15 protein-coding genes are annotated in these 17129 nt (G+C 32.5%); 5 read left to right on the top strand and 10 right to left on the bottom strand.

Features of this window, described 5'->3' with window-relative positions; genetic code table 11:
- Positions 1–168 precede the first annotated feature (168 nt).
- The 10 genes from ACJJVT_RS15680 to ACJJVT_RS15635 form a co-directional block, all read right to left on the bottom strand.
- On the bottom strand, positions 169–1536 hold the full coding sequence (locus ACJJVT_RS15680) for a DUF4375 domain-containing protein (RefSeq protein ID WP_405399961.1): 1368 nt from the start codon (positions 1534–1536) through the stop codon (positions 169–171).
- Positions 1537–2028: 492 nt separating this feature from the next.
- Positions 2029–2616, bottom strand: a complete 588-nt coding sequence (locus tag ACJJVT_RS15675; RefSeq protein ID WP_405399960.1) for a hypothetical protein — start codon at positions 2614–2616, stop codon at positions 2029–2031.
- Positions 2617–2764: 148 nt separating this feature from the next.
- Positions 2765–3475 (bottom strand): hypothetical protein, encoded by a 711-nt coding sequence (locus tag ACJJVT_RS15670; protein ID WP_405399959.1) that lies wholly within the window; start codon positions 3473–3475, stop codon positions 2765–2767.
- 144 nt (positions 3476–3619) lie between these two features.
- Positions 3620–4264 (bottom strand): hypothetical protein, encoded by a 645-nt coding sequence (locus ACJJVT_RS15665; RefSeq protein WP_405399957.1) that lies wholly within the window; start codon positions 4262–4264, stop codon positions 3620–3622.
- 215 nt (positions 4265–4479) lie between these two features.
- On the bottom strand, positions 4480–5232 hold the full coding sequence (locus tag ACJJVT_RS15660; RefSeq protein WP_154367327.1) for a type 1 glutamine amidotransferase domain-containing protein: 753 nt from the start codon (positions 5230–5232) through the stop codon (positions 4480–4482).
- A gap of 438 nt (positions 5233–5670) precedes the next feature.
- Positions 5671–6147: a methylated-DNA--[protein]-cysteine S-methyltransferase gene (locus tag ACJJVT_RS15655; protein ID WP_405399955.1), complete on the bottom strand. Its 477-nt coding sequence runs from the start codon at positions 6145–6147 to the stop codon at positions 5671–5673.
- Between the two features lie 15 nt (positions 6148–6162).
- Entirely contained in the window at positions 6163–7287 is a 1125-nt protein-coding gene (locus tag ACJJVT_RS15650; protein ID WP_405399954.1) for a CNNM domain-containing protein, read from the bottom strand.
- A gap of 37 nt (positions 7288–7324) precedes the next feature.
- The gene (locus tag ACJJVT_RS15645) at positions 7325–8668 is read right to left on the bottom strand and encodes a serine hydrolase domain-containing protein (RefSeq protein WP_405399953.1); all 1344 of its coding nucleotides are present in this window, start codon (positions 8666–8668) and stop codon (positions 7325–7327) included.
- 22 nt (positions 8669–8690) lie between these two features.
- The gene (gene hemB, locus ACJJVT_RS15640; protein ID WP_405399952.1) at positions 8691–9680 is read right to left on the bottom strand and encodes a porphobilinogen synthase; all 990 of its coding nucleotides are present in this window, start codon (positions 9678–9680) and stop codon (positions 8691–8693) included.
- An 18-nt stretch (positions 9681–9698) separates the two neighbouring features.
- Entirely contained in the window at positions 9699–9848 is a 150-nt protein-coding gene (locus tag ACJJVT_RS15635) for a hypothetical protein (protein WP_405399950.1), read from the bottom strand.
- A 365-nt stretch (positions 9849–10213) separates the two neighbouring features.
- On the opposite strand from ACJJVT_RS15635, the gene ACJJVT_RS15630 reads away from it, so the two are divergent.
- The 5 genes from ACJJVT_RS15630 to ACJJVT_RS15610 all read left to right on the top strand — a co-directional run bounded on the left by ACJJVT_RS15630 (position 10214) and on the right by ACJJVT_RS15610 (position 17128).
- On the top strand, positions 10214–11896 hold the full coding sequence (locus ACJJVT_RS15630) for a helix-turn-helix domain-containing protein (protein WP_405399949.1): 1683 nt from the start codon (positions 10214–10216) through the stop codon (positions 11894–11896).
- Complete coding sequence (locus ACJJVT_RS15625) at positions 11897–13585, top strand: helix-turn-helix domain-containing protein (RefSeq protein ID WP_405399948.1); 1689 nt, start codon at positions 11897–11899, stop codon at positions 13583–13585.
- Positions 13586–15274 carry a helix-turn-helix domain-containing protein gene (locus ACJJVT_RS15620; RefSeq protein ID WP_405399947.1) on the top strand — a complete coding sequence of 563 codons (1689 nt, stop codon included), beginning with the start codon at positions 13586–13588 and terminating at the stop codon, positions 15272–15274. It begins immediately after the preceding gene.
- Positions 15275–15551: 277 nt separating this feature from the next.
- Positions 15552–15941, top strand: a complete 390-nt coding sequence (locus ACJJVT_RS15615) for an ankyrin repeat domain-containing protein (RefSeq protein ID WP_405399945.1) — start codon at positions 15552–15554, stop codon at positions 15939–15941.
- A gap of 311 nt (positions 15942–16252) precedes the next feature.
- Positions 16253–17128 (top strand): ABC transporter ATP-binding protein, encoded by an 876-nt coding sequence (locus tag ACJJVT_RS15610; protein ID WP_405399944.1) that lies wholly within the window; start codon positions 16253–16255, stop codon positions 17126–17128.
- Position 17129: the final 1 nt, after the last annotated feature.

The following is a 17129-nucleotide window of genomic DNA, read 5'->3' as shown; positions in this document are numbered from 1 at the left end:
AAATGCTACTATTTTTCGGTTTAATACTGAGCCGAATTTTTTAATTTTGTTTTTATCTTTTTTCTTTAAAAGCCAAATTTAAAAATTTGGCGGTGTTTGCAAGTATGCACGAACTTTAAGTTTAGCACTTACTAGCTATGTTTTTTATACATTGTTAGCTGTAGTATTTTATTCGTTTTTGTATTCTTTTCTTGATTTTTCAACTCCATTCTCATAAACAGCCTCATATTCAAGATTTCCATTTTCGTCATATGATTTTGTTATTCCGTGTTCTTTACCATTTACCATTTCTTGGTATAAGTTTAATTTATCATTCTTAAAGGATTTCTGTATTCCATCCCTTTTATAGTTTTTATATTCCTGTTCGTTTCTGTCAATCTCTCCATCATAAATCGAATATTCATTTACATAAAGACCAGTACCATTTGATAAGATTTGTTCTCCTTTTTCATTCCAACAATTATGAATTAAAAAATTACCATTTTTAAATTCGGCTTCAATTTTTTTATTTCCGTCTTTATGGTATTCTAGCCATTCTCCGTCACGCTCATATGCTGATATGTAATTACCAGTTTCGGCAAGTTGTCCGTTTTCGTGCCATTCTTTATATTCTCCAACTCTTTCGTCTTTGTCTAATTGTTTATGTTCTAACTTTTTAGAATTTCCGTTTTCAAAATACCATAAATGTTCAAATTGATTTTTTGATAAGTCTTTAGTTATGGAATATTTTTTATTGCCATTTCCATAATATTCAATCCTTTCTCCAGTTTGCTCGCCTTTATAGAAATAAATTTCTTCACTTAATGTTCCATTTTCAAAGTGACTTTTAAATGTTCCTGAAACGACACCTTTTTCGAGTGGAATTAGCTCTTTAATCTTTTTGTTTGAATGGTATGTTTTAAGTTCTCCTGAAAAGTTTAGGTCAAATTCATTGCCTTCTTCATCTAAACATATTTCATTAGGATTCTTGCGAATATAATTCTCAATATTTTTCATCGTTTGATTATTTAGATTATAGTATTCATCATCTAAATCATCAAAATCTTTGATTTCTCTATATAGGTTGCTAAATTCTTCCCAACCTCCAAGTCTAGCATCTTTGATTTTCCTGTTTTCTTTTAGATATAATTCGTAAGAACGGTTCACAAGTTCAGCCATTTTATCGTCTCCGATATGCTTTAATGCCTTTATGACTGTTGGTGTGTATTTTCCGTAATCATTATAATAATATTGAGTAAACCCACCATTATTTACTTGAGCATCAACATACCACCAATAATACAATGCTTTTTGACCGTAAGATAGATTTTTGCCTTTTTTGAGTTCACCATTTGCATCTTGGATATATTCTGAAATTGGTTCAAGAACAAACCAACCAAAATCAAAACCTGTTAATTTGAAGAAGTCGCCTTTTTCTAGATTTGGTTTAAAATGTTCAGATTTATTGAATTCCCAATATGGGTCATTTTTCGGCTTACTTTGCCCGAAAAGATTAAATATATTCATTGTCAATATTATTATGAGTAGTTTCTTCAATCTCGGTTTTTACATTACAGCTAACGTATGGCTATGTGTACAATTACACATATCCCTAAATATTAATGAGTATATGTAATTGATTTATGAGTACACTAATATACCACTAAAGAATAAACCTACAATTGACTCGGTACATTCCTGAATGAAAACCCTGACCATAAACCATATTCAATAGAAATGGCTGAAAACATCAAACCAACCAACCAGTCTGTTTTTTACTGGTAGAATAAGTTCAAAATTCTGGATGTAAACGGCAATCTTCACCTTTGTATCGACAAAATGCAAGGCGTACGAAGTTATATGGGTATTTGGAGCGCTAAACAAACCAAGTGGTTTGTTTTTTAGCTGGGTAAAGCAGCTGTTTTATAACAAATTTTACTGTTTAAACGGACTCTCATGGTTCAATTACCACTGTTTACTGGGCAGTTTTGTAATCCTCAATGCAAAGCATTAGATGACTTCATAGTTTTAAAAAGGAACGATTATGTATTAGTCTTCAGTGAGATTTTTAAAGCCTTCCATCACATAGATTAACTTACGTTTATCTTTGAATCCCGGATATTCTTCATCCGTGAACATAGATGGTAAAAAGCTCTTATATTTTGTATAATTTTCGCCTTGGTATAAACCGAAAGTATAGGTTTGTCCGCCACTTATGGCGTTTTTCCATGAGTTCGCTTTTTCTCCTAAGGTCGCTAATTGACTTTGGTCTATATTGAATTTTCCTTCACTAGCACAGAGATTCAAAAATGCCCAATACTCTGAATACTTTTTTTTCTTAACACGTATCCTCTTTATGTTAGGGGAAGCCATTGGTTGGGCGGACTCATTAATTCTGAAGCGCCTTACCTTACCGTTGTTGAAGTAAACGATATAATTTGATTCTGGTTCTATATGCGGCAGTATAGAGTAGGCGAGGCGAACCACCAATGCGTCTGCATCATTCAAGCCAAATAGCTCAACATACCTGTTTACTTCTTCTGCATTAGATTTAAAGTCAATTTTTGGTATTTCAGGTGCTTGCGAAAATGCTAGAATGGGCAAAAGAATTAAAAGATAGCATTGAAGTTTTCTCATGGTAAAGTTATAAAACACGGTTATGAGCGTATTCTGTTTATTGATTTTAGAATCTATGAGCTTAGAATACTATTGTCTCAGATTAAAGAAGAATTTGTTTGTTTTTTAATTCCGTTATTTGTTACCTGCCGGCTTTTCTCATTTCAATTTAGAATCTATCGTTTCCATAATCAGCATCAAGTAATTCCTTAAAATCTTCATTGTCAAGATAATTTACTAATGCCTTTAATGATTCATGATCTTTTCCATATCTAGTTGGATTTATCTTGACACCTTGATTATAAGCCTCTAATGCCCATTCTTTAAAATCAATATATTTAGAGCTATTACATAATTTCATTATTATAAGAACTTTAAAATTAGTCTGTCCAGGTATATAGTTCGCATATTCTTCTATTGGTAAAAGATTTAAAATTTTATCATTTACATCTTGAATATTAGAAAATTTTTGAAAAAATGGTAAAATATAAGAATCTACGTGATTTATTATTTTATTTTCAAATTTCTGAATATCAAAAGGTGTTTGAAGAGGAAGTGCTCCAAGTTCTTTAAAGATTTTAGTCCAGTTATCTTTGTTTTTATATAAATCGTAGTTCACTACTATAGCTTCATAAATATTTGGTCTTAGCTCTATAAATGTACTTAGTATATCTATAATGTAGGGAAAAGAAATCCTTCCATAAATATTGACAAATCCTTTCTTATCAAGACCTAGGTCTAATGTTAATCTATAGTCACTATCCTTATTGGACTTATAAAAATCTAAACCTCCATTATGCTCTGAATAATTTGAATTTGCTAACCCTTTATTTTTTAAAACTGGCTTTAAATCATTAAAAATTTCTTTGTTAAATTTCATCTAAAATACTGCTTTATAGAGCGTTTTGTAAAATTTCCATTGTTTTGGTTTCGTTTTTATTTGAATTGAAACGGTAAAGTATTTTGTCGGGCTAAAGAGAGATTGGTTTGTTTTTCAGCTCTGTTCTATATTGGGAGTTCGTTTTTATTCCATAAACAATAGGGGGTATACTTGTTCATCGTACTCCTGTATTAAAAAATGCAAAGGATTTATAGAGTTAATTTTACTAAATCTATTTTGTGACATTAGTTTTTTTAGAGCGTTATGGAGTGCTAATTTTATTGCAAATTTATAAGTATTAAATAATTCTAATCTACCATCTAGTTCATACCAATCAACATCTTCATAATCGGTATTCTTTAAACTTGTCCAATCTAGTTTATGCAACTCTTTACAGAAACCTAATGTTATTCCAGGCATTGCATAGTATCCATCAGCATAGTCGTGTGAATCCAGATGATAAGGCTCTAGTTGTAACTTAAGTGGTGTTCTTGTTTCATTTATTCCATAAACATAAGCTTCAGGTTCTTTGGCGCATAAATCTCTATGGGTAAATAGAATTGCAAAAATTTTAGATTCTAAATCGACTTTTTTTTCCTTATTTGTCCACCACTCAGTAATATTGATATCGATTTCTGAGTGAAATTGTAAGGTTAAATTTTCAATATTTATTTCAGAGACAAAAGGTTTAAATTCCTCAAACAAAGGATGTAATTCCATTTTAGATAAAAAGGATGTTCTATTGAACTCAAATGTTTCAGAAAGTTTATTTCCTATTTTGTTATTCATAATTTTTTTAAACGTTAACTAACGGTGCGGCTATGGCAAGTAGGGCAGGCAAGGAAACTTTTCGTTTCCGTCTGGTCTACGAGCCAGAGCTTTTTGTTTTGTAATTAGTTTCATTTTTTAATTGCCAAATCCAAAAGATTTGGCGGACTTAGCAAACACGCCCAAGCCATTAAAATCAGCTCTTTTTGCCCTATTTGCTATAGGTATTGTTGGCATTAGTTTTCTATTTGTTTAATCATTTCTTTTGCAACTATTGCTGAAGAAGGAAGAAACATGGTTGATACAATCCTTTTGTCAATTACAACATCATGCTTATCATTCAAATTACTTTTAGTTTGAAATATTCCTCCATTTTCCCTCAATTGGTCTTCCAGCATTACAGGCAATAAAGTACCTTCTTTAGCCCAACTTTTAGTAATCTCAGTCGAATTTGGAAAGCCAGTTACTTTTTTACCTTTGACCATATAATCACCATTACTAAGTTTGACATTTGCAAAAGCACCAGGACCATGTCCGCAACCTCCAACTATTCCTCCATTTTCATAAATTTTGGCTATTATTGATAATAAGTCTTTGTTATTGGATACATCAAATAATGGTCCATATCCGCCACCAATAAAAACGGCTTTATAGTTTTTATAATCTACTAAATCAGGCGTTAATGAATTTTCAACATTGCCATTAAAATTTTCATACTTTATAGTATAACTGCTTATTCCAACAGGATCCATTGAGAAAGGTACTTTTCCTCCTGTTGGTGAAACAAAATCAACTTTATATCCATGAGAAACAAAAATATGATATGGAGGAGCTACTTCCCAAAGGTTGTTCCCAGCAAAATGTTTTTCTGGGTCGCCCATGTCTTCTGTATTTGAAACTATAACCAATATTCTTCCTTTTTCAGTTTTGTTATCGTTACAAGAGATAAAAATTAATAATGCGAATAATGCTAGGAGTCCTTTTTTCATTTTTTTGATTGATTGAATTTCATATAAGATAATAAATGGGGAAGAATGTTACAGTCTTTCACAATTAATGCCAACGTACTTATAAACGTACCAGGGTACGTTTATTTCTTGTTTTGGTGGTTAAAGCGTACCTAGCTAATATACTACTAAAGAATAAACCTACAATTATCACTTCACATTCCATTACGGAAAACCATAATCATCATAAATTTTATAGAATTAATTACCCAGAAGTAGAACAGAGAAGAGAATCACCTTAAAAACAACGAACCAACCAACCAGTCTGTTTTTTACTGCTTAAATGTGTGGAGAGTTCTGGAAAGCAACGATAGCAATCGCAATTGAATCGACAAAATGCAAGATGTACGATGTAAGAAGCGGAATTTTGAAAGGAAACAAACCAAGTAGTTTGTTTTTTGGTGGAATAAATAAGCTGTTTTAGAACAAACTTTGCTGCTTAAACGGACTCTCATGGTTCAATAACCACTGTTTTCTATGCAATCCGCCAGCGTAGCCCGTAAGTGAACCATCAGTACCAATAACTCTATGGCAAGGCACCACGATCCATAACGGATTTCGAGCATTTGCAGAGGCGGCAGCTCTGGTGGCGTTGGGATCACCTAATAATTTGGCAAGCTCTAAATAAGACTTCGATTTTCCGTAAGGTATGTTCTGCAGTTCCACCCAAACCTTCTTTTGAAACTCGGTTCCGTACGGGTTCAGTTTTAGGTCAAACTGCGTTCTTGTGCCTTCAAAATATTCGTTCAGTTGATACACAGCATCTTCTAAAGATTCCGGTATAACATCTGTAAGGGGTTCATCGGAATTTAAAACGGTTATAGAAGTAAGGCCGTCAGTGTCGCCCATAATTTTGGCAACGCCAAGGGGTGTTTGTATGTAAGCAACATCGGCCATAGTGGTATTTACTATTTATTCGTCTGGTGACGTTGGCTTTTCTATTACTCCCGTTGCCTGAGCGCGTTTTTCCCAGTTTTTGCGAGCAAGACTCTGCAAATCGGCAACATTGTCGCTCTCGTCCATTATTTCGAGCCCTAGAAGGGTTTCAATAACATCTTCCATAGTTACAATACCACTTACAGAACCATATTCATCTACAACAAGAGCAATTGCTTCACGTTTTTCAATGAATATTTCAAATAAGGTGGGTATCGGTGTACTTCTACGGGTTACTAAAATTTCGCGTTTAATATCTTTCAGCGGAATGTCTCCGTTCTGGTTGATCATTTCTTCCAAAACATTATCCTTTAAAACAAAACCGGTAATATTATCCATATTATCGGTATACACAGGGATTCTAGAAAAACGCAACTTCGGATTATCAGTAAAGAAATTAGCAATCGTTTTCTCGTCAGATGCTACTTTCATTACCGCTCTTGGCGTCATAATGTCTTTCACCAAAACTTCATCGAACTTCAATAAGTTTTTAATAATCGTAGATTCAGACTTCTCAAAAACACCTTCTTCATGTGCCATATCGGTCATCGCATGAAAATCTTCGCGACTTAATACACTACCATGGTGTTTGCCACCGCCTACCATTTTGGTAAAAAGACGAAGCAACCATAACAGACCCGTATATTTTAAGCCCAAAACCATAATATTTAGAGCCTTGGTAGAGAAATTAGCCAATTGTTTCCAATATGTAGCACCAATAGTTTTTGGTATAATCTCTGACGCTACCAAAATAAGTATGGTCATAATAGTAGAAACCACACCAACCATTAAATCTTCTGTAAAGGTGATGCCTAAAAATGATTTGGTTTCGCTACCGTATAATTCGGCATAGGCAACTTTCGCTTGCACACCCACCAAAATTGCACCAACGGTGTGGGCAATAGTATTTATAGTTAAAATGGCGATTAAGGGTTGATCAACATCTTTTTTAAGTATCTCTAGTTTTTTGGCATAGGCATGACCTTCGTTCATTTTTACATTAATGAATGTTGGCGTTATGCTCAATAATACTGCTTCTAATATAGAACACAGAAAAGAGAAGAAAATAGAAATGAATGCGTAAAAAAGTAGTAGTCCCATGGGGTTGTTTTATGAATCGAAGATATTAATAAAAATGCTAAGGTTGGTGCTGTTTTGCGTTATCAAATGCCTGATAAAATATTTGTTGGATGGATGGGCGGATATTTAAGTTGTAAATATTGCGATTTTCTCTCGTAGGATACACTCTATTTGATAGAAATATATACACTAATTCGTTTTCTGGATCTGCCCATACAAAAGTGCCGGTAAAGCCACTATGACCAAAACTAGATGCGCCAACTTCTGGTGCAGGGTAGGTATCGGCAATTTTGAAGGTATTGTTATTCAAATAAGGCTTATCAAAACCTAAACCTCTTCTATTGTCATTCTCTGGATATTGAACTTTTGAAAATTCTTTAATCGTCTTTTCAGAGATGTATTGCTTGCCGGCATAAAGGCCGTTTTGAACAAACATCTGCATAATAATCGCTAAATCATCTGCAGTACCAAACAGACCTGCATTGCCAGAAATACCACCTAATAAAGAGGCATTTTCATCATGTACCCAACCTTGGGTTAGCGTATGTCTGTACATAGTATCTACTTCTGTAGGGATTATTTTGTTGCTAAAATTTTTGGTACTTGGAAGAAAACCGAAGGTTTTCATACCAAGTGGTTTGTAAAATTCCTGCTCCATATAATCTGCATATGAAACACCAGTAATTTGAGTAATGAGCTCAGGAAAAATTAGAAAGGTGAGTCCGGAATATTTGTATTTTTTCTCAGCCGAAACTTCGGAGCGATTTATGATTTTGTACATTTTTCGGTGGAATCTATTTTTTACATAGATGCCATCAAATGCCTCATTGCTAAATCTGTTATTCGATTTTCTGCGGATAAACCTCTTTTTAAACTGACCGTTATTTTTTAAAGTTTCATTTAGGAATACCACATAAGGTTGAAGTCCCGCCTGATGCGCCAAAATCTCCCGAAGCGTAATATTTGCTTTATCTTCTTGTTTTTTCCAAGGTTTCCAATAGGTGCTAAAGGGAACATCTAAATCTAGCTTACCTTCATCAACCAATTTCATAATTGCAGGTAGCGGACCTAAAATTTTGGTGACCGAAGCTAAATCGTAAATGTCATTTAATGCTACAGGCTGAATGCTATCGTAGGTGTGAAATCCGTATGCCTCATGAAAAATAATATTCCCATCTTTGGCGATTAAAACCTGAGCACCTGGGAAAGCGTTATTTTTTATACCAGTTGTTACAATACTGTCTACTTTACGATATACATAAGCAGAATCCAAGCCGTAAGCAGCCAAAGAAGATGCTTGCAAACTAGAACCCACTGGAAGCAAAAGCGGTTTGCTAGTTGTCTCTTGAGAAACAGCCAAACAACTAATTAAACCAAATAGTATAAAAAATATTTTATTCATGAACAGTACTTCAGGTAATTGACTATCCTAAGAGTTTTACGGCATCTTTAGCGAAATAACTCGCGATGATATTTGCACCTGCGCGTTTGATGGCAGTCAGCTGTTCCATCATTACCGCATCATGATCTAACCATCCTTTTTCAGCGGCAGCTTTTACCATGGCATACTCCCCGGAAACTTGATAAACGGCAACTGGCACATCTACTTCGTTCTTAATTTCACGAACTATATCCAAATAGCAAAGTCCTGGTTTTACCATAACGATATCCGCACCTTCATCAATATCCATTTGAGTCTCACGAATAGCTTCAAATCGGTTTGCGAAATCCATTTGATAGGTATTTTTATCCTTAGGTACATTTTTAATATCTACAGGAGCAGAATCTAATGCATCTCTAAACGGACCGTAAAAAGCACTAGCATATTTAGCACTATAGGCCATAATACCGGTGTTTAAATATCCCTCATCTTCCAAAGCCTCACGAATGCTAAGAATACGACCATCCATCATGTCGCTAGGCGCAACAAAATCAGCACCTGCATTGGCATGAGAAACACTCATTTCCGCTAGAATGGCTACACTTTCATCATTCAAAATTTCACCGTCAGCAACAATACCATCATGACCGTAAGAAGAGTAGGGGTCAAGGGCAACATCTGTCATGACCAACATATCCGGACATGCATTTTTAACCGTTTTAATGGCAAGTTGCATTAATCCGTTTTCATTCAACGCTTCAGAACCTTTATTGTCCTTTAAGTTATCGGGTACTTTTACAAAAAGTAAAACCGAGCGTAATCCCATTTTCCAAAGTTCTTTGACCTCTTTGGTTAAATTGTCTAAACTAAGGCGGTAGTAATTGGGCATAGAAGGTATTTCTTCTTTAATGCCTTTGCCCTCAACAACGAACAACGGTACTAAAAAATCACTTGGCGAAATAATGGTTTCACGAACCAAACTTCTAATGGCTTCATTGCTACGTAATCTTCTTGGGCGTATAAGTGGGTACATAATTTTATATTTTATTGCTTATTCAGATTCTTTACTCTTTCTAATAATTTCTTTTAAACGTTCTTTTCTTAACGCGGCTTCTTTCTTCAATTTGTTCTTCTTACGATCCATTAGCTTGGTATGCTTTGCTTTGTTCACCGTATTTTTAGCCTTGCCTTTTTTTGCCATACCTGAATATTTATATTCAAACGCTTTATCGCTTTTTCTCTGTAAAGTTTAGACTTTACCCAGTCAAAACATATGTATCTTGAAGTTATACAAAAATAGGGGAATTTGAATAATGGGGACGGGGGTTTTTGCTTAATTTATTAGGGTAGCGGTTAAAAGATTCTTAATGCCTAATGAAAGCCAATATGGGTTCTTTCACCAGCTGTAGCTATAAGAAGTCAGAGGAGAAATATATTGTCTCAGATTTCGGTGCCCAATAGAAATTTTTATTCAAGTTCTTTTGATTGAATAAGAGAAGCCTGTTAAAAGGCGCTGTTTTCAAATTAAAGCTATAATTTGTAGGCGAATTCTTATTCTAGTGTAAATTGATTACAATATTGATTAAAGAGAGTCGAGTTAGAAAGGTTTGGCTGGGTACCTTATTCATATTCTCATTACTATATAATCTTTCTGCTCAATCTGTAAATATTGAATTGGAACAAAGAATAGATTCTATTTACGAATTAAGCGTAACGGACTATAAGAAGAGTGTTATTGCATCTCAAAAATTACTTAAAGAGATAGATGATTTCAAAGAACCTCAAGAGAAAGTAAAAATTTATGTGGAGACCAGTAATGTGATGTTATTTAATGGTGAAATTAAAGAGTCTATCATAAATCTTAAAAAAGCGGTAACGTTAAGTGAGGAGAATAGTTATGACAAACTTTATTTACAAGCTAATTTAATTCTTGCCAAAGCCTATGTGTCTATTTATGAGTATGAAAATGCATTTAATGTATATTCAAATATAATTACGAGAGAGGAGTATAATGTTTTGCCAATTAACCATTCTTATAAGTGGATAACAATGAGCGATTTTGCCCATTTGAATTCAATAATTGGAAGAAAGGATCAAGCCTTAAAATTATATATTGACGCTTATAAATTAGGAAAAGATTCAATTAATAATGTGTATTGGCAGAGGGTTTCGCTTGATATTGCTGATCTCTATAATTCTTTCAATAAAAAGGATTCAGCTCAAATATACTTAAGAGAATATCATAAATTAACTGAGACTCATAAACCAACCTTGGTTACTGATTTTATTCCTTGGTATGAGGGTAATTTGGCTTACTATAACAATGATTTTAAAAAGGCTATAAAGAAATACAAGAAATATGAAGAGCTTATTAAAATTGATTTTGGAATAGAAGATAAGGAGACATTGATAAAAAAAGGTCGCTCTTATGTGGAATTAGGAAAACTTGATAGTGCTTTAATAACCTTAGAAGCAATTCAAGAAATGGATGAATTTTCGAAGTTTGAACGGTATTTAAATCCTGATTATTATAGAATTTATTATGATATTTATTCTGCTAAAGGTCAGCAGGAAATGGCAAGTGAATATTTAAAAAATTATGACCAAGCTCAACAAAGACGTAACACATTTGCTTTTAAAACAATTGACGAATTACATAATTTAAAAACAAAAGAGGTTCAGGTAAAAGAAAATGTGGAAAAGTCAAAACTTCAGCAATACATAAAATATTTGTGGGTGGCCGTAGTTGTAATCGTATTAATAGCCACCTTATTTTTGGTAATTAGGCAAAGGAGAGATGCCAAAAAGTTTGACGAACTGATGAAGCGGAGTAGTATGGAGTTTAATCAAACTATTAAAAACACAACCGAAGTTCAAGATGTAAACTTGGCAGATAAAACGGTAACTTCCATTCTTTATAAAATAAACGAATTACAAAATGATGGTTTCTTTTTAAAACAAAAAACTACGCTATATAATACCGCTAAGAAATTAAAGACGAATACATCTTACCTCTCTAATATCATCAATAATAACCTTGGCACTACTTTTTCAGCTTTTGTAAATGATATTAGAATCGATTATATCGTAAATGAACTAAAAACGAATAAGCAGTTGCGCTCGTATTCGATAAAAGCTATAGCCGAGGAGATTGGGTATAAAAGTGCGGACTCCTTCTCTAAGTATTTTAAGCAGAATACAGGCTTGTCGCCATCATCGTATATTAAAAAATTGAATAGGGAAAGTTAAATGAGTTTTCAAAATTTGAGATGGTATAAATCCATCATTATTCTATTATTAATCTTTATTGGGTCTATTGAGAAAATACATGCTCAAGAAGCCTTAGAGGGTATATCGGACAGTTTGATTACTGAGATACGTGAAATTTACAAAGAATCTTATGATACAAGTGAACAAACATTATCTGGGATAAATAAAATATTCAAGAATATTGATACGTATAATATTAAAGAACAGGTTACCATCTATTTGGTTTTAATAGATTTTCAAATGTCAGGAGGGTTGTATGATGAAGCCATTAAAAACTGCCATATCTCACATAATATGGCTAGCGAAAATGGTTTTGCTTATGAAACTGTGCTTTCTGATTTTTATTTAGCAAGAGCTCTTAAATTTAATTATAATTATGACAATTCTTTTAAATTGTTTAAATCATTGGCTCAATTGATTGATGATGGTGATTATGAGTACTTAGCTATTTTGTCACAATTAGAAATGGCAGATTTATACGAGTTAATTGGTAAGTATAGAGAGGCCTTAGATATTAGGTTGAATATTTATTTTAATAAAGGAGAAAAATTAAAAAATAGAAGTAAGTTTTGGTATATAGCACAGCCGATATACATGGCAAATTTATATAACCAACTTGGTGTTAAAGACTCCACTTATTTCTATAGAGACTTGTATGAAAATACAATTGCAGAATATTCTGAAAATTCCATAGAGCGAAAACTTTTAATAAATAATGAAGCTAATATCAGTTTTGCTAATGAGGATTATTCTAATGCTGTAAACAAATATAGAAATTACATTAATTTTTGTTTCAAAAGATTCAATGGATATATTTCTTCCGAACTTATTAAAAAGAGTAAAGCTCACTTTGCTTTAGGCGAAGTGGATAGTGCGTTGAGCAATTTAAATTTGATTCAAAGTATGCCATCATTTGTAAAAGAAGAAAAATATATTTCTCCAGATTTTTATAAACTATATGTAGATATATATCAAAAAAAGGGCGAAAAAGAGTTAAGAAAAGAATATGAGCAGAAATATTTTAAAGCTCTAGAAACCTATAACTCGTTTAAATTTAATACGCTAGATAATCTATATGATATTGACAAGCAGCGAATACTGATTGAGAGTAGTAACGATACTAAAGGTTACAAGAGTAAAGTGGGCTATTTATGGAGTGCTATTATAGCAATTGTAATGCTTTCTATAGCGGTTTTTCTATGGAAACAAAAAAGAGAAAAGAAAAGGTTTGAGGCATTAATGCAAAGAACGGAGAACAAAGCACCACTTAGTACCTCACTTGAACCTAGCACCAATACTACTGAAATAAAAGACGAGAAGGTAGAGGCATTAATTAGTCAAATTAAGGAACTAAAAGAGCAAGGTTTCTTTCTAAAACAAAAAACCACACTACATAATACAGCCAAGAAATTAAAAACCAACACTTCTTATCTTTCGACGATTATCAACAATAATTTAGGAACTACTTTTTCTGCTTTTGTAAATGATATAAGAATCAATTATATCATAAATGAACTAAAAACGAATAAGCAGTTGCGCTCGTATTCGGTAAAAGCTATAGCCGAGGAGATCGGGTATAAAAGTGCCGACTCATTCTCTAAGTATTTTAAGCAGAATACAGGCTTGTCGCCATCATCGTATATTAAAAAATTGAATAAGGAAAGTTAAATGAGTTTTCAAAATTTGAGATGGTATAAATCCATCATTATTCTATTATTAATCTTTATTGGGCATGCTGAGAAAATTCATGCTCAGCAAGATATGGAGGGTATATCTGATAGCTTGATTACCAATGTTCAAAAAATCTACAATGAACCTTATGAGAAAGGAGAACAGAGATTAATTGAAATGAATAAAATCTTCAATAATATTGATAAATATAATATCAAAGAACAAGTAACGATATACCTGGTTTTAATTGATTTTCAAATTGCTGAGGGTTTGTATGATGAAGCTATTAATAACTGCCATATTGCCCGTAGAATGGCAGAGAAAAATGACTTTGCGTACGAAGCGGTACTTTCTGATTTTTATTTGGCTAGTGCATATGAAAATAATTATGAATACGATAAATCTTTTGAGCTATTTAAATCTTTGGCACAATTAATTAATGATAGTAATTATGAGTATTTGGCTATTCTATCTGAAATAGAAATGGCATTGTTCTATGAGATAATTGGTAAATACAGAGTTGCATTAGATATTAAATTAAAGCTTCTTAATGTTAAGGGAGATTTTTTAAAAAAAAGATGGTATACCGTGTACCATCGTCAGTTCTTAGATTTGTCGAATTTATATAATGAACTGGGAATGAAAGATTCTACGTTATTTTATAGAGAAATATATGAAAACAATATTGATGAATCTACAGGGGATGGACGAGAACATTTTTTATTATTAAAAAACGAGGCCAATATTGATTTTAAAGATGGAAAATTTAGAGCGTCTATTGATAATTATAGAATATATAGTCATTGGGTATTTAATAGGTTCAATGAATATGATTCTCCTTTGCTTATCAATAAAAGTAAAGCCCATCTTACCTTGGGCGAAGTAGATAGCGCATTGAACAATTTAAATTTGATTAAGAGTCGACCAATTTTTTTAAAGGAACAAAAATATATTTCTCCAGATTTCTATAAATTATATATAGATATTTATAAAAAGAAGGGAGAAGATGACTTAAGAAAAGAATATGAGCAGAAATATTATAAAGCTCTAGAAACCTATAATTCGTTTAAATTTAATACGTTAGATAATCTTTATGACATAGATAAACAACGTATACTTATTGAAAGTAATAACGACACTAAAGGTTACAAGAATAAAGTAGTTTATTTATGGAGTGCTATTATAGCAATTGTAATGCTTTCTATAGCGGTTTTTCTATGGAAACAAAAAAGAGAAAAGAAAAGGTTTGAGGCATTAATGCTAAGAACAGAGAACAAAACTCCATTAAGCAATTCACTTGATCATAGTATCAATACTACTGAAATAAAAGACGAGAAGATTGAAGCATTAATTAGTCAAATTAAGGAACTACAAGAGCAAGGCTTTTTTCTAAAACAAAAAACCACTTTGTATAATACTGCTAAGAAATTAAAAACAAATACCTCTTACCTTTCCAATGTTATTAATAACAATCTAGAGACTACTTTTTCTGCTTTTGTAAATGATACTAGAATTGATTATATCATAAACGAACTAAAAACAAATAAGCAAATCCGCTCTTATTCGGTAAAAGCCATTGCAGAAGAAATTGGGTATAAAAGTGCCGACTCATTCTCTAAATACTTTAAGCAAAGTACAGGTTTGTCACCTTCTACTTTTATAAAAAACATCAATAAAGAGGGTTAAATTCCTCTTTTAGATAATGTTGAAAGTATTTCATGTTTTTTAGCAACAATCAATTTAAATAATTGATAATCAAATATTTAAATATAGTTTGGGCGCCCTATTTTTATAAATTTAGGGTAGTGTGACTTGTTTTTAAGTGAGAAACAGCCTTTTCTTTACGAAAAGATATCCGTTCAGCTTTAAAAATTTTACGATCGTATTTAGCTAACAATTTAATAGCTGCCTGGACATTTTTGAATTCAGTAAAAACAAACATTTTAATCTTAAATTTTAAATCATGAAAAAATCAATTATCGTATTCGGCATTTTAGTTAGTACAGTATTTAACACAGTAAGTGCAAACACTGACTCAGGAAATAGAATCTCTAAAATCAACCAAACAAATATTACGCATATATCGCCAATGGTATTAGCGATTGTTAAAGATGATGTAGCGGTTGTGAAAAGTTTTATCGCTTATGGAGCAGATATAGAGCAAGTCTCTAACACCGGAGCTCAAATGACAGCTTTAATGTACGCCGCTCGTTACAACCAATTAGATATTGTAAAAATATTAGTTGCAGAGGGTGCAAGCACTTCAAAAGAATCTAAAATTGGAGCAACAGCCTTAGATTATGCAAAAGTTTCTGGAGCAACAGAAGTAGTTGGGTATTTAAACAGCTTGTAAACTCCCAAACAAGTCATCAAATAAAGCTATTCAGATGTATAAATTATCTGAATAGCTTTAACTAATAAGAAGAAATTATCATTAAACCTCACTTTTTAAGCTAGCGCTATGTTTATATTTTTTAATTATCTAATAGCTAAGTTGTTGTATGTATTTTGGCTTCCTGGTTTTTATAAATATGGAATGCTTTTACTTGCTTGTAAGGTATTAATTACACTTACTCTGCGGAAGAAACTACAAAAAATGTAACATTTCTAAAATTTTGAATACTTATAAATAAACTGAATGCTAACCATCAAACCTTAAATAATATGCTTTCGATTACAAATTTGAATAAAACGTACCCAAACGGTACAAAAGCCTTAAACAATGTTAATCTAGAAATTGGTACCGGTATGTTCGGCTTACTGGGCCCTAATGGGGCAGGCAAGTCCTCTTTAATGAGAACTATTGCTACATTACAACAGGCAGATAGTGGTCATATTGAATTTAATGATATTGACGTTTTCGGTGAACCGGATGAGCTTAGAAAGGTGTTGGGTTACTTACCTCAAGATTTTGGAGTCTACCCAAAAGTATCTGCAGAGATGATGCTAAATCATATCGCAAAAATAAAAGGGATACAAAGTAAAACGGATCGTAAGGCATATGTAGCCGATTTATTGAATAAAGTAAACCTCTACAAATTCCGTAAGCGTAATCTAGGTGATTACTCCGGTGGTATGAGACAACGTTTTGGCATAGCTCAAGCATTGATCGGTAATCCTAAATTGATTATTGTAGATGAGCCAACAGCTGGTCTTGATCCCTTAGAACGTAACCGTTTTCATAATTTATTAAGTGAACTTGGTGAAGATTCCGTAGTAATACTATCAACCCATATTGTAGATGATGTTATTAATCTATGTACAAATATGGCTGTATTTAATGAGGGTAGTGTAGTGGTGCAGGGTCATCCGTTAGAACTCTCAAATACATTAAATAACAAAGTATTCCGTAAAAATATTGCTAAGGAAGAAGTTGAAAAATACCAGTCAGAATATAATGTATTATCCACTTATTTACGTAGTGGTAATTTATATGTAAATGTATACGCAGAAGGCGTGCCAGGTGAAGGGTTTGAAGAAGTTGCCAATAATTTAGAAGACTTCTATTTCTATAGTATTAACCAACCTCAAACTGTTTAAT

This window comes from Maribacter sp. Asnod2-G09, assembly GCF_045063795.1.
Taxonomy (GTDB): Bacteria; Bacteroidota; Bacteroidia; order Flavobacteriales; family Flavobacteriaceae; genus Maribacter.
This window is presented reverse-complemented; position numbering and strand designations above follow the sequence as displayed.

Excerpts from the sequence above, each read along its gene's own strand:
- hemB (WP_405399952.1), bottom strand. The coding sequence starts at position 9,680 with ATGTACCCACTTATACGCCCAAGAAGATTACGTAGCAATGAAGCCATT.
- ACJJVT_RS15650 (WP_405399954.1), bottom strand. The coding sequence starts at position 7,287 with ATGGGACTACTACTTTTTTACGCATTCATTTCTATTTTCTTCTCTTTT.
- ACJJVT_RS15610 (WP_405399944.1), top strand. The coding sequence starts at position 16,253 with ATGCTTTCGATTACAAATTTGAATAAAACGTACCCAAACGGTACAAAA.
- ACJJVT_RS15645 (WP_405399953.1), bottom strand. The coding sequence starts at position 8,668 with ATGAATAAAATATTTTTTATACTATTTGGTTTAATTAGTTGTTTGGCT.
- ACJJVT_RS15655 (WP_405399955.1), bottom strand. The coding sequence starts at position 6,147 with ATGGCCGATGTTGCTTACATACAAACACCCCTTGGCGTTGCCAAAATT.
- ACJJVT_RS15620 (WP_405399947.1), top strand. The coding sequence starts at position 13,586 with ATGAGTTTTCAAAATTTGAGATGGTATAAATCCATCATTATTCTATTA.
- ACJJVT_RS15675 (WP_405399960.1), bottom strand. The coding sequence starts at position 2,616 with ATGAGAAAACTTCAATGCTATCTTTTAATTCTTTTGCCCATTCTAGCA.
- ACJJVT_RS15660 (WP_154367327.1), bottom strand. The coding sequence starts at position 5,232 with ATGAAAAAAGGACTCCTAGCATTATTCGCATTATTAATTTTTATCTCT.
- ACJJVT_RS15625 (WP_405399948.1), top strand. The coding sequence starts at position 11,897 with ATGAGTTTTCAAAATTTGAGATGGTATAAATCCATCATTATTCTATTA.
- ACJJVT_RS15635 (WP_405399950.1), bottom strand. The coding sequence starts at position 9,848 with ATGGCAAAAAAAGGCAAGGCTAAAAATACGGTGAACAAAGCAAAGCAT.
- ACJJVT_RS15615 (WP_405399945.1), top strand. The coding sequence starts at position 15,552 with ATGAAAAAATCAATTATCGTATTCGGCATTTTAGTTAGTACAGTATTT.
- ACJJVT_RS15665 (WP_405399957.1), bottom strand. The coding sequence starts at position 4,264 with ATGAATAACAAAATAGGAAATAAACTTTCTGAAACATTTGAGTTCAAT.
- ACJJVT_RS15670 (WP_405399959.1), bottom strand. The coding sequence starts at position 3,475 with ATGAAATTTAACAAAGAAATTTTTAATGATTTAAAGCCAGTTTTAAAA.